The following is a 12849-nucleotide window of genomic DNA, read 5'->3' on the forward strand; positions in this document are numbered from 1 at the left end:
CCATGAAAACTTGCCTCATCGTCGATGATTCCCGCGTGATCCGAAAGGTGTCGCGGCATATCCTGGAAACGCTCGGCTTTGCGGTGGACGAGGCCGAGAACGGCAAGCTCGCGCTCGACGCCTGCGAGGCGGCGATGCCCGATGTGGTGCTGCTCGACTGGAACATGCCGGTGATGACGGGGATCGAATTCCTCGTCGCGCTGCGCCAGCGGCCCGGCGGCGACAAGCCCAAGGTCGTTTTCTGCACCACCGAAAACGATGTCGCGCATATCCGCGAGGCGATCAGCGCCGGCGCGGACGAATATGTGATGAAGCCCTTCGATCACGAAACGCTTCAGATCAAACTGCAGCTCGTCGGGTTTGCGTGAACCCTCCCCAATCCCTGCCGCGCACGGCGCCTGCCGCTGCGGCTGACGGCTCCGCCCGCCGGCCTTTCGCCCATGGCGGAGCGGCCGCCGCAATCCGGGTGATGATCGTCGACGATTCGCTGACGGTCCGCACCATCTTCAAGCGCATGGTCGAAAGCGATCCGGCGCTGGTCATCACCGGCACCGCCAGCAGCGCCGAGAACGCCATCGCCCAGCTCACCGCAGCGCCCGCCGATGTGGTGCTGCTCGATCTCGAAATGCCCGGGATCGGCGGGCTTGACGCACTGCCCGCAATCCTGGCGACGCCCGGCGGGCCGCAGGTGCTGGTGGTCTCCTCGCTGACGATGGACGGGGCCGAACATACGATGGCGGCGCTCCAGATGGGCGCGGCCGATACGCTGCTGAAGCCGCGTCCGGGCGGCTTTACCGAGGATTATCGTGCCCAGCTGCTCGGCAAGATCCGCGCGCTCGGCACGCGCGGGGCCGATCCGGTCGCCGCCCGCGCGCCCGCGCCGCCTGCGCCCAGCTTCGCCCGGCCCAGCCTCGCCCGCCGCACCGCGCGGCCCGAGGTGGTCGCAATCGGCGCTTCGACCGGCGGCATCCACGCGCTCGGCCTGATGCTGCGGCGGCTGGGGCCCGAATGCGAACAGCCGATCCTGATCACCCAGCATCTGCCCGCCTCCTTCATGCCGGTCTTCGCGCGTCAGGTCGAAACCGCCTGCGCCCGCCCGACCGACATTGCCGAGGATGGCATGGCGCTGATCCCGGGCCGGATCCTGATCGCTCCGGGCCATGGCCATCTTGTGGTGCAACGCTCGGCCACGCGGCTGGTCGCGCGGATATCGTCCGAGCCTGCGCCGAGCGGCTGCCTTCCCTCGGTCGACCCGATGCTCGCCAGCCTTGCCGAGGTGTGCGAAGGCCGTGCACTCGGCGTGATCCTGTCGGGTATGGGGCGCGATGGCGTCGTCGGCGCGCAGGCGCTGGTCGCGGCGGGCGGCATGATCCTGGCGCAGGATGCCGATACGAGCGCGGTGTGGGGCATGCCCGGCGCAGTTGCGCGCGCGGGCCTCGCCAGCCTCGTCGCCCCGCCCGAGCGCCTCGCCGACGCGGTCATGGCCAAGACCGGCGCGGCGCCTTCCGCCCTGCGGCAGGCGTAGCGGCGATGGATGTCAGCGAAGCCTCTTTCCAGATCATCGCCGATCTGCTCGAATCGCGCACCGGCCAGCACCTGACCGAAAGCCGCCGCTGGCGGGTCAATTCGGCGCTGGCGGGGATTTTCCGCGCGCACGGGATCAGCAATATCGACCAGCTGGTGTGCCTGCTCGCCGCCCCGCCGCGCACGCTCGACGGCCCTGACCTCGCGCAGGAGGTGGTCGAGGCGCTGCTCAACAACGAGACCTATTTCTTCCGCGACAAGCCGACCTTCGACCAGCTGCCCGGCGAAATCCTGCCCGAGCTCGCCGAGCGGCGGCAGGGCGCGCGGCGGCTGTCGATCTGGTCGGCGGGCTGTTCGACCGGGCAGGAGGCCTACTCGCTCGCCATGCTGTTCATCGAACAGGCCGAACGCTGGCAGGGCTGGACGATCGACATCCTCGGCACCGATGTGTCGCACCGCGCGATCGAGGCGGCGCGCAGCGGGCTCTACAGCCAGTTCGAGGTGCAGCGCGGACTGGGCGTCACCCAGATGCTGCGCCATTTCGAGGAGACCGAGCGCGGCTGGCAGGTCAGCCCCGAGGTGCGCCGGATGGTGCGCTTTCAGCAGCACAACATTCTCGGCGCGCATCCGGGGCGGATGGCCTTCGATCTGGTCTTGTGCCGCAATGTGCTGCTCTATTTCGATCGGCGCACCCGTGCGGAGGCCTTCGACCGGCTGGCGCAGGCGGTGCTGCCCGACGGCTTCCTGATGCTGGGCGCGGGTGAGACCGTGGTCGGTCACACCGAACGCTTCGTCCCGACCTCGCGCCGGGCGAGCTTTTTCGAGCCTCCGTCATCCGGCGCAGCGCTCAGGAAAATTGCATGATTTCGTGCGGATCGCGCGCTTCGCGCAAGCGTGGCTTTACCCTTCCTTAGCCGCTCGTGTTTAGCACGTTTGATCAAGGGCGCGGGTCATGCGCGCCCATCGGGACAGCGCAAGAGTGATTTCGGCCAAGCAACCCCTGCGATTGACGCCTGTCGGGCTGGTGGTCATCCCGATCGGGGTGGCGAGCCTGATGACCGGCACGCTGGTGCTCGCGGTCAATTTCAGCGACCATCTGTCGGTCGGATCTCCGGCTGCGCTGATGATCTCGGCGATCCTGATCTACGCCGCGACGCTGTTCTTCCTCGGCCGTAGCGGGATTGCCAGCATCCGTGGGCTGGAGCAGCGCGCGCACCGCGACATGCTCACCGGCCTGCCCAACCGCCATGCCCTGCACGAAGATATCCTCCACCTCTCGCGCGGGGACGAGGAAGTGGCGCTGGCGATGATCGATCTCGACAGCTTCAAGCAGGTCAACGACCATTATGGCCACGCGGTGGGCGACCAGCTGATCGCGCAATGTGCCGATCTGCTGCGCGAGGTTTGCGGGAAAGAAGTCACCTGCTACCGCCTCGGCGGGGACGAATTTGCCGCAGTGATGCACGGCAAGGTGGCCGGCACCATTCTCGAAGGCATCTGCCGCACCCTGCTCGAACGGCTCGGGAGCCCGATGCCGCTCGGCCACCGCCAGATCGCGGTCGGTGCAAGCATCGGCCTCGCCCGCTCGACCGCCGACCAGCGCGTGCCATCGTCCGAGATGCTGCGCCGCGCCGACGTGGCGATGGACATGTCCAAGCGCGGCGGCAAGATGCGCTGCACCTGGTTCAATGAAAGCTTCGACCGCCGCCGCGAGCGCGTGCGCGAGATCGAGGACGAGATCCGCACCGGGATCGCGGCGGGCGAATTCCACCTCGCCTACCAGCCGCTGGTGGGGGCCGAAAGCAAGCGCATCGTCGCGGTTGAGGCGCTGCTGCGCTGGGATCGCGGCAACCGCCCGCCGCTCGGCCCCAACATCTTCATTCCGGTGGCCGAGGATTCGGGCCTCATCAACCCGCTGGGGATGTGGGTGCTGCGCCAGGCCGTATGCGACGCCAGCCGCTGGGACGATATCACCCTGTCCGTCAACATCTCGGCCGCGCAGCTGCGCAACGCCGAATTTCCGATCAAGCTGGGCGAGGTGCTGGAGGAAACCGGCTTCCCGCCGCACCGGCTCGAACTGGAAGTGACCGAGACCTGCCTCGTGCTCGATCCGATCGTGGCCGAGCGCACGCTGGGCGTGATCCGCAGCTTCGGCGTGCGCATCGCGCTCGACGATTTCGGCACCGGCTATGCCTCGATCGGCTTCCTGCGGCGCTTCCGCTTCGAAAAGCTCAAGCTCGATCGTAGCCTCGTCGAACTGGCGGGCGTGGACGACGGCAGCCGGGCAATGATGCTGTCGAGCATCGCGCTCGCCCGCGCGCTCGACATGGGCGTGACCGCCGAAGGGGTTGAGACCGAGGAACAGGCCGAACTGGTGCGGCTGGCCGGGTGTGACCAGATCCAAGGCTGGCTCTATTACAAGGCCCTGCCCGCGGCCGAGATCGACAGGCTGATGGCCGAACAGAATAACCGCCTCGCAACCTCTGCCGGGCCCAAGCATGGGGACGAACAGGCAGCATGAGCGCGCTTTCCGACATTGCTCTCAATCTCGAAGCCGAATCGGCTGCCGAGCTGCACAGCGCGGCACCGGCTGCGGCGAACCCATCGTCGCGCCTGCGCGCCTGGTTCGATCGGCTGAGCATCGGCGGCAAGATCACGCTGTTCTTCAGCGCCAATCTCGGCTTTGCGCTGCTGGCCGGACTGTTCGTGGTCGGCGGCTATGTCGAACTGGGCAAGCGCACCGAACGCATCGGCACCACCCACTCCGCCGCGCTCGAGGCCGAGCGGCTGTTGGTGCAGCTGAGCGAAAGCCGGCGTCATGCCGAAATGTTGACGGTTCAGAACAGCGACCGGCGCGCCCGCGCCGCCGGCGAAGCGCTCGATCAGGCCGCAGTCACTGTCGCCGCGCTCGGCCAGTCGGTCGGCGACCGCAATGCCGGCGCCCGCAACGAACTTGCCCGGATTCGCGCAGGTGTGGACGGTCTCGGGCGGCAGATCGCCGCCTTCGAAGCGCAGACGGGCGACACCGCACGCCGTCAGCGCATGGCCAGCGACATCGCAGCCACCAGCGCGGATTTGCTGACCGCCGGAACCGCGCTGGCAACACAGCTCGGAACCGAAGTCGACACCGCCTCGGCCGCGGGCGAGGCGCTGATTTCGCAGCTTCTGGTGATGTGGATCGCGCTGGCGACGGTGCTGACACTCATCACCCTGTTCGCACAGCGCTATTTCCAGCGCAATGTCGGCGCGGTCCTCACCGCGATGGCCAGCCAGATGACCCGCATCGCGGCGGGCGAGCGCGATGTCGCAATCAGCGGCAAGACCCGCGCCGACGAGATCGGCGCGATGGCGCGCGCCACCGAAGTGTTCCACCGTGCCGGGGTGCGGCTCGAAAAGCTCAGCCGCGAACGGGCCGAACGTGCGCGCGCCGAGCTCGACGAACAGGCTCGCCAGCAGGCCTTGCGCGAAGAAGCCCGGCGGGAGCGCGAACGCGCGCTGTCGGGAATCGCCGACCAGTTCGAAACCACGGTCGGCGAAGTCGTCACCGGACTTGTCGCCGCCTCCAGCCAGCTGCAATCGACCGCCAGCCTGATGGCCAACACCGCCGCCGACGCCAGCAACCGCACGGGCGAAGCGGCGAGCGCAATGCAGGAAGCCACCTACGGCGCCAGCGCGGCCGCGGCGGCGAGCGACGAATTCGCCATGTCGATCGGCGAGATCAGCCGTCAGGCGGCCTCCTCGGCCCAGCTGGCGCGCGAGGCGAGCCTGTCTGCCCGCAAGGCCGACAGCACCATCGGCGCGCTCGCCCTGTCGGCCGAGGAAGTCGGCCAGATCGTCGAACTGATCAGCACCATCGCGAAGCGCACCAACCTGCTCGCGCTCAATGCCAGCATCGAAGCCGCGCGCGGCGGCGAGGCCGGGCGCGGCTTTGCGGTTGTGGCGAGCGAGGTCAAGGAACTCGCCAACCAGACCGCCCGTGCCACCGAACAGGTCGCCGCGCAGATCCGGGCGATGCAGGACACCACCGGCGCCAGCGTCAGCGCGCTGCGCGATATCGCCAGCCAGATCGAAAGCCTCGAGACCACCGCCATCGCCATCGCCAGCGCGGTCGACCAGCAATCGGTGGCAGGCCACGATCTCGCACGCAGCATCGATCTTGCCGCGCGCGGCACCGAGAAGGTTTCGGGCCATGTCGAGGATGTGCGCGCGCTCTCGCTCTCGACCGGCGCGGCGGCCAGCCAGGTACTCTCCAGCGCCACCAGCCTCGAAGGGCAGGCCACCACCCTGCGCACGCAGGTGCAGGACTTCCTCGCCCGCGTGCGCGGCGGCTGAGGGGCGCACTTTCCCGCACCCGATCCCGTCTCGGTCAAACTTTTGGAAAGGATTATCCTTCACAAAAGCTTTCAGAGAGACCCCGGGGATCGCAGCATGAACATGATGAGCCTGCAGGAACGCCGCGAAGAACAGGCCGTGCCTGACTTTGTCCGCCAGATGCAGATGGAAGAGAGCATCGATCCGGTCGAACCGGACGAGGCCCCCGCCCCGCCCGCACGCAGTTCGGTGCTGGAGCGGATGCGCTGGTTCCGCGACCTGCCGCTGGCGCGCAAGATCAACACCGTGTTCGGCACCTTCCTCGCCACCGGTCTTCTGATGGTGCTGGTGCTCGGCGTAGGCCTCAGCGAATTGTGGAACCGCTACACCGCCTCAGCGGGTTTGCAGGAGTCGCTGGTCGCCGCCGAGACGCTGCAGGCGCGCAGCGGCGATCTGCGCTACCATTCGGTGCGCGTGCTCTATGATCGCGGGGGCGATTTGCGCGAACGGCAACGCGGCAGCGAAACCGCGGCGGGCGCCCAGCTTGCGTCGGTCGAGGCTGCACTCGGCACACAGGCGCCCGAACTCGCGCCGCAGACCGCTGCAGTGCGCGCCGAACTCACCCGGTTCGAAACCACCTTCGATCGCGCCAGCGATGCGGTGCGCAGCGGCGGCAGCGCCAATGCCGCCGCCGCCGATGTCGCCGCGCAGGGCGATGCGCTGATCGCCGCCGCCACGCAGCTTTCCTCCGACCTGACTGCCTATAGCGAGACCCGCGAAGCGAGCGGGATCGCATATTTCTTCAACATGATCCTGATCATCGCGGCGCTGGCCGTGCTGGCTGCGGCGGTGCTGCTGATGGGCCTTGCCTATCTGTCGCGCGATTTCTCCGCGCGGATCGTCGAGATTACCGGGGCCATGACCCGGCTCGCCGACGGCGACCGCAACTTCGCCATCGCCGGGCAGGAGCGGCAGGACGAGATCGGCGCGATGGTGCGCGCGCTCGACCTGTTCAAGCGCGCCAGCCGGCGGATGGAAAGCTGGTCGCGCGAACGTTCGGAAAAGGCCGAGCAGGAATTGCAGCTGCAACAGGAGCGCGAGCGCGAACGCCTCGAGGCCGAAGCCAAGCGCGCGGCGCTGCTCGACGACGTGGCGCGCCAGTTCGAACGCACCGTCGGCGATGTGGTGAGCGGCGTGGCAGCAGCCTCGAGCCAGCTCCACACCACCGCCACCCGCATGGCGCAGAGCGCCGAGGAGGCCAGCCGCCGCACCGGCGAGGTCGCCTCGTCGATGGAGGAAGCCAACGCCGGCGCAACCGCTGCGGCGGCGGCGAGCGACGAATTCGCCCTGTCGATCAGCGAGATCAGCCGTCAGGCGGCCTCCTCCAGCGAACTTGCCCGCCTGGCGACGGTCGCCACGGGCGAGGCGGACGAGACCATCTCGGCGCTCGCGGCGTCGGCGGAGGAAGTCGGCCAGATCGTCGAACTGATCCAGACGATCGCCCAGCGCACCAACCTGCTCGCGCTCAATGCCTCGATCGAGGCAGCACGCGGCGGCGAGGCGGGCCGGGGCTTTGCGGTCGTCGCCAGCGAGGTCAAGGAACTCGCGATGCAGACCAGCCGCGCCACCGAAAAGGTCGCCGAACAGATCCGCGCGATGCAGTCCACCACCGGCGCCAGCGTCAAGGCGCTGCGGGCAATTGCCGGGCAGGTGCGCGATCTGGAAAGCACCGCCGTCTCGATCGCTACCGCGGTCGACCAGCAGTCGGTTGCTGGCCGCGATCTGGCGCAGAGCATTGATTTGGCGGCGCGCGGAACCGAGAAGGTGAGCGCGCATATCGAGGATGTGCGCCAGCTGTCGCTCTCGACGGGTGCTGCCGCCTCGCAGGTGCTGCTGAGCGCCAACGAGCTGGAGGCGCAGGCCAGCCACCTGGGCGATCAGGTGCGCGGGTTTCTGCAGACGGTGCGGGCGGGGTGAACCGACCTGTCGCGACGCGCCAGGGTGCATGATACGCCAAACGGCGAGACAGTGATTCTGGCTCTGCGCTATAGGGCGATTGATGACACTCGCGATCCAGTTCCACGCCATGCCCGAAGAGCACGCGGGCCTGATGGCCGCAGCACTCGCAGATTGCGATCTCTGGGTGAGCACGTTTGCGGGCGATTTGCCGAACTTCAAACTGATGGGCCGCGCGGACAAACCGGAAATACCGGCGGGCTGTCTGGCGGTCGTATTCACGGCTTCGGAACCTGATCTCGATCCCCCGTCGATTTACCAGTTTGCCTCGCGCAATCCGGACGCGCTGGTCCTCGAAATCGGAGAACTGACAGAGGCCGGTCTGGCCGAGTCCTTCCTTTGGACCAAGAGCCGTGATCCTGATCTGGTTCGCCGATGGCGTGCGGCCGTCAGGCCGTTGAAGTCGGCTCTGTTGTCGGGTGCGATTGCGTTCAATTCGAGGACTGGCCTCACCGGGCCGATGAAGTGGCACCGCTACACGCGTGCTGCTCGGGAAGCTTACGCGGCAGGCATCGTGCTGCGACCCGTCGCGGGGAGGTGCGTGATACAGATCCCACCCCCTGATCCGGAGTGAGGACGGGGATTATCATCCAAAATCACACCCGCTCCGCCAGCTCCTCCATCTCGTCCACCTCGCGTGCAAAGCGTTCCGCAGCAATCCCCGGCGCGTGGACACGGAAGGTGTCGGCGAGAGCACGGTAATATCACAGGCTCCCGTCCTTGCCGCCGGTGAAGCGCTCCCAGACCGTTGCGCCGACAGCGCGCAGATCTGTGTTGATCGCGCCGGCGTTGTGGGTTTTGTCGGCGAGGCTGCGCGCGGGCTTGTGCGCGAGGCTGGCAACATAAGCCTCTTTGCGCTGGCGCCAGTCGGGCTTGGGCTCCTCGTGAGAATCAGTTCAATCGGCAACGGTCTGCGCGACACCCTCGCCAAAGCGCGCGCGGATCGCTTCGAGCTGCGCGAGCCCGCCCTGATCCTCGTCCGCCCCGTTCTCGAGCGCAATCGCGGCGACGGCGAGCAGGTGCGAGACATAGGGCACGCCCGATCCCTTGCGGATCTGGGTGCGGTGGAGGCGGCTGGCATAGGCCAGCGCATCGTCGAAGCGATCAGTGAGGATCGGGGTGCTTGCAGGGCCGCTCATCATCTGTCCTTTCGTGGTTCGACCGACACCGCCTGTGGGAAACGCCGATTGCGCCCGGCAGCGAGGCTGCGGGCGTCAGGGGTCTGATCTGTGTGTGGTTTTTGACGGTGGTTGCGGGAGTTGGATTTGAACCAACGACCTTCAGGTTATGAGCCTGACGAGCTACCGGGCTGCTCCATCCCGCGATACCGATACGTCGAGAGACCGGCGGTCTCAAAGACGCCAAAAGGGCCGCCCTTGCGGGACAGCCCTATGACTTGTGAATGGGTCAACCCCGCTTCCACTGGCTTCAATGCCTGGCGGCGCCCTACTCTTCCAACGCTTGAGCGTTAGTACCATCGGCGCAGTCTGGTTTCACGGCCGAGTTCGAGATGGGATCGGGTGGGTCACAGACGCTATGGCCACCAAGCAATGGGGCCAGTGGATGCGGGTTTTCAAATCGATGCACACTCAAGAGTTCTGAGTGGTTTTAAGGGCGTATCTGGCTGGAGACATTCTCCGCCTACGCAGGGCCGCCAGAAGGCAGGCCTGTCGTTGACAGTGCGAATTCTCAAGCGCGATATGAACTATTAGGACCGGTTAGCTCCATACATTACTGCACTTCCACACCCGGCCTATCAACGTGATGGTCTATCACGGTTCAAAGATACCTAATCTCAAGGGAGGCTTCCCGCTTAGATGCTTTCAGCGGTTATCCCGTCCGTACATAGCTACCCTGCGGCACTCTTGGCAGAATGACAGGTACACCAGAGGTACGTTCACCCCGGTCCTCTCGTACTAGGGGCAACTCCTTTCAAGTATCGACGCCCACGGCAGATAGGGACCAAACTGTCTCGCGACGTTCTGAACCCAGCTCACGTACCACTTTAATTGGCGAACAGCCAAACCCTTGGGACCTGCTCCAGCCCCAGGATGTGATGAGCCGACATCGAGGTGCCAAACGATTCCGTCGATATGAGCTCTTGGGAATCATCAGCCTGTTATCCCCGGCGTACCTTTTATCCGTTGAGCGATGGCCCTTCCACGAGGGACCACCGGATCACTATGACCGACTTTCGTCTCTGCTCGACTCGTCAGTCTCGCAGTCAGGCAGGCTTATGCCATTGCACTCTAACAGACGGTTTCCAACCGTCCTGAGCCTACCATCGCGCGCCTCCGTTACTCTTTAGGAGGCGACCGCCCCAGTCAAACTACCCGCCACAGAGGGTCCCAACACCGGCTAACGGTGCGTGGTTAGACATCAGAAAACAGCAGGGTGGTATTTCACCTATGGCTCCAATCCAGCTGGCGCCGAATCTTCAAAGCCTCCCACCTATGCTACACAACTCTTTCCTAATGCCACTCTGAAGCTGCAGTAAAGGTGCACGGGGTCTTTCCGTCTAACCGCGGGTACTCCGCATCTTCACGGAGAATTCAATTTCGCTGAGCATATCCTGGAGACAGTGGGGAAGTCGTTACGCCATTCGTGCAGGTCGGAACTTACCCGACAAGGAATTTCGCTACCTTAGGACCGTTATAGTTACGGCCGCCGTTTACTCGGGCTTCAATTCGGAGCTTGCACTCCTCCTCTTAACCTTCGAGCACCGGGCAGGCGTCAGACCCTATACGTCGTCTTGAAGCCGACTTAGCAGAGTCCTGTGTTTTTGATAAACAGTCGCTACCCCCTGGCCTGTGCCCCCCACCAGTGCTTGCGCATAGATGGGGCCTCCTTCTTCCGAAGGTACGGAGGCAATTTGCCGAGTTCCTTCAGGATACTTCTCTCAAGCGCCTTGGTATACTCTACCTGACCACCTGTGTCGGTTTCGGGTACGGTCTATACGGTGGGGCTATTTCCTGGAACCTCTTCACTGCCCAACCAATCCAATAAGGAAGGACAATTTACGAGATCCGTCACACACCACCAGGCCCACGAATATTAACGTGGTTCCCATCGACTACCCCCTTCGGGCTCGTCTTAGGGGCCGGCTCACCCTACGCTGATTAGCATTGCGTAGGAACCCTTGGTCTTTCGGCGACAGGGTATCTCACCCTGTTTGTCGCTACTCATGTCAGCATTCGCACTTCCGATACGTCCAGCGTCGGTTACCCTTCGCCTTCACTCGCCTACGGAACGCTCCGCTACCGCTGCAGTAAACTGCAACCCTAAGCTTCGGTGCATATCTTTAGCCCCGTTACATCTTCGCCGCAGGAACCCTTATTTAGACCAGTGAGCTGTTACGCTTTCTTTAAAGGATGGCTGCTTCTAAGCCAACCTCCTGGTTGTTTTGGGATTCCCACATGCTTTCCCACTTAGATATGACTTGGGGACCTTAGCTGTAGGTTAGGGCTGTTTCCCTTTTGACGACGGACCTTAGCACCCGCCGTCTGTCTGCCAGACAAGACTCGATGGTATTCGGAGTTTGGTTAGGTTTGGTACCGCTCGCGCAGCCCTAGCCCATCCAGTGCTCTACCCCCATCGGCATACATCTGACGCTCTACCTCAATAGATTTCGCGGAGAACCAGCTATTTCCCGGCTTGATTGGCCTTTCACCCCTAAACACAAGTCATCCGAGCATTTTTCAACATGCAACGGTTCGATCCTCCAGTGCGTGTTACCGCACCTTCAATCTGCTCATGCCTAGATCGCCGGGTTTCGGGTCTAATCCAACATACTCAGTCGCCCTATTCAGACTCGCTTTCGCTTCGCCTACACCTAACGGCTTAAGCTCGCATGCTAGATTAAGTCACTGACCCATTATGCAAGAGGTACGCTGTCACTCCCTATGGAGCTCCAACTGCTTGTAAGCATCCGGTTTCAGGTACTGTTTCACTCCCCTAATCGGGGTGCTTTTCACCTTTCCCTCACGGTACTGTGTTCGCTATCGGTCATGTACGAGTATTTAGGCTTGGAGGGTGGTCCCCCCATGTTCAGACAGGATTTCACGTGTCCCGCCCTACTCTAGTCCTTCATCATCACTTTCGCATACGGGACTGTCACCCGCTATGGTCAAACTTTCCAGAATGTTCTGCTAGTTGAAATGAAGGCACTGGCCTGGTCCCGGTTCGCTCGCCACTACTACGGGAATCTCTGTTGATGTCTTTTCCTCCGGGTACTGAGATGTTTCAGTTCCCCGGGTTCGCTTCACCAAGCCTATATATTCAGCTCGGTGATACCTTATCCACCTCGCCCGGCTGGCCCGAAAGCCAACTGGAAGAAATGGTGAAGGTGGGTTTCCCCATTCGGAAATCGCCGGATCAAAGTTTGCTCACAACTCCCCGACGCTTATCGCAGCGTGCCACGTCCTTCATCGCCTGTACATGCCAAGGCATCCACCAAATGCTCTTACCTCACGCTTGAGAATCCACACTATCAACGACAGGCCTGCATAAAAGCCTGACGCTTGAAGATAGTGGGAGAATTATCTCAGCCAGATAATCAATTTGATTGATTTGTGATGCACGATCGTGCGCCACAAGCCCGAAAGCTTGCGCGTTACAATCCATGCGCCACGGCATCGATTTAAAAACCCATTCACAATGTCAAAGATCGGCGACGCTGACTAATCAGCACGATCGCCTGACCTGCCGAAGCAGGATCTGGTTTCGTTTCATCCATCGGAATTTGATGTGCCTGGTGGAGCCTATCGGGATCGAACCGATGACCCCCTGCTTGCAAAGCAGGTGCTCTCCCAGCTGAGCTAAGGCCCCGTGCAGACAATGGTGGGCCTGAGAGGATTTGAACCTCTGACCTCACCCTTATCAGGGGTGCGCTCTAACCAACTGAGCTACAGGCCCACTCCACTGCGACCGGCCGCCATCCCCGAAGGAACAGGCTGCCGCGAGGGCGTGAGCCGGCGAAGGCACACAGCGCAGCGCCCA

General features: G+C 63.8%; 8 protein-coding genes, 3 tRNA genes and 2 rRNA genes. 7 read left to right on the forward strand and 6 right to left on the reverse strand.

Going from position 1 to position 12849, the window contains the following annotated elements; all coding sequences use genetic code 11:
• Positions 1–2: 2 nt before the first annotated feature.
• From E2E27_RS17415 to E2E27_RS17445, 7 genes are all read left to right on the forward strand, one after another.
• The gene (locus tag E2E27_RS17415; RefSeq protein WP_086607264.1) at positions 3–368 is read left to right on the forward strand and encodes a response regulator; all 366 of its coding nucleotides are present in this window, start codon (positions 3–5) and stop codon (positions 366–368) included.
• Between the two features lie 101 nt (positions 369–469).
• Complete coding sequence (gene cheB / locus E2E27_RS17420) at positions 470–1525, forward strand: chemotaxis-specific protein-glutamate methyltransferase CheB (RefSeq protein WP_141461337.1); 1056 nt, start codon at positions 470–472, stop codon at positions 1523–1525.
• 5 nt (positions 1526–1530) lie between these two features.
• Positions 1531–2388, forward strand: coding sequence for a CheR family methyltransferase (locus tag E2E27_RS17425; RefSeq protein ID WP_141461340.1), 858 nt, complete (start codon positions 1531–1533; stop codon positions 2386–2388).
• Positions 2389–2476: 88 nt separating this feature from the next.
• On the forward strand, positions 2477–4045 hold the full coding sequence (locus E2E27_RS17430; RefSeq protein ID WP_234036110.1) for a putative bifunctional diguanylate cyclase/phosphodiesterase: 1569 nt from the start codon (positions 2477–2479) through the stop codon (positions 4043–4045).
• Positions 4042–5856, forward strand: coding sequence for a methyl-accepting chemotaxis protein (locus E2E27_RS17435; RefSeq protein WP_234036111.1), 1815 nt, complete (start codon positions 4042–4044; stop codon positions 5854–5856). The genes E2E27_RS17430 and E2E27_RS17435 overlap by 4 nt, the downstream gene beginning before the upstream one ends.
• 96 nt (positions 5857–5952) lie before the next feature.
• Positions 5953–7812 carry a methyl-accepting chemotaxis protein gene (locus E2E27_RS17440; RefSeq protein WP_141461342.1) on the forward strand — a complete coding sequence of 620 codons (1860 nt, stop codon included), beginning with the start codon at positions 5953–5955 and terminating at the stop codon, positions 7810–7812.
• 82 nt (positions 7813–7894) lie between these two features.
• Entirely contained in the window at positions 7895–8425 is a 531-nt protein-coding gene (locus E2E27_RS17445; RefSeq protein WP_141461344.1) for a hypothetical protein, read from the forward strand.
• A gap of 322 nt (positions 8426–8747) precedes the next feature.
• On the opposite strand, the gene E2E27_RS19095 is transcribed toward E2E27_RS17445, so the two are convergent.
• From E2E27_RS19095 to E2E27_RS17475, 6 genes are all read right to left on the reverse strand, one after another.
• Complete coding sequence (locus E2E27_RS19095) at positions 8748–8993, reverse strand: HD domain-containing protein (RefSeq protein ID WP_234036112.1); 246 nt, start codon at positions 8991–8993, stop codon at positions 8748–8750.
• A 105-nt stretch (positions 8994–9098) separates the two neighbouring features.
• Positions 9099–9175, reverse strand: a tRNA-Met gene (locus E2E27_RS17455).
• 109 nt (positions 9176–9284) lie between these two features.
• Positions 9285–9399: ribosomal RNA gene (rrf, locus tag E2E27_RS17460) — 5S ribosomal RNA — on the reverse strand.
• A gap of 140 nt (positions 9400–9539) precedes the next feature.
• A 23S ribosomal RNA gene (locus tag E2E27_RS17465) occupies positions 9540–12327 on the reverse strand.
• 275 nt (positions 12328–12602) lie between these two features.
• A tRNA-Ala gene (locus E2E27_RS17470) sits at positions 12603–12678 on the reverse strand.
• Positions 12679–12688: 10 nt separating this feature from the next.
• A tRNA-Ile gene (locus E2E27_RS17475) sits at positions 12689–12765 on the reverse strand.
• Positions 12766–12849 lie beyond the last annotated feature (84 nt).

Origin of the sequence: Porphyrobacter sp. YT40, from assembly GCF_006542605.1 — a bacterium.
Taxonomy (GTDB): Bacteria; Pseudomonadota; Alphaproteobacteria; order Sphingomonadales; family Sphingomonadaceae; genus Erythrobacter.

What these genes read in the sequence shown, in the direction of transcription:
- E2E27_RS17415 (WP_086607264.1), top strand. Translation starts at nt 3, where the DNA reads ATGAAAACTTGCCTCATCGTCGATGATTCCCGCGTGATCCGAAAGGTG.
- cheB (WP_141461337.1), top strand. Translation starts at nt 470, where the DNA reads ATGATCGTCGACGATTCGCTGACGGTCCGCACCATCTTCAAGCGCATG.
- E2E27_RS17425 (WP_141461340.1), top strand. Translation starts at nt 1,531, where the DNA reads ATGGATGTCAGCGAAGCCTCTTTCCAGATCATCGCCGATCTGCTCGAA.
- E2E27_RS17430 (WP_234036110.1), top strand. Translation starts at nt 2,477, where the DNA reads ATGCGCGCCCATCGGGACAGCGCAAGAGTGATTTCGGCCAAGCAACCC.
- E2E27_RS17435 (WP_234036111.1), top strand. Translation starts at nt 4,042, where the DNA reads ATGAGCGCGCTTTCCGACATTGCTCTCAATCTCGAAGCCGAATCGGCT.
- E2E27_RS17440 (WP_141461342.1), top strand. Translation starts at nt 5,953, where the DNA reads ATGAACATGATGAGCCTGCAGGAACGCCGCGAAGAACAGGCCGTGCCT.
- E2E27_RS17445 (WP_141461344.1), top strand. Translation starts at nt 7,895, where the DNA reads ATGACACTCGCGATCCAGTTCCACGCCATGCCCGAAGAGCACGCGGGC.
- E2E27_RS19095 (WP_234036112.1), bottom strand. Translation starts at nt 8,993, where the DNA reads ATGATGAGCGGCCCTGCAAGCACCCCGATCCTCACTGATCGCTTCGAC.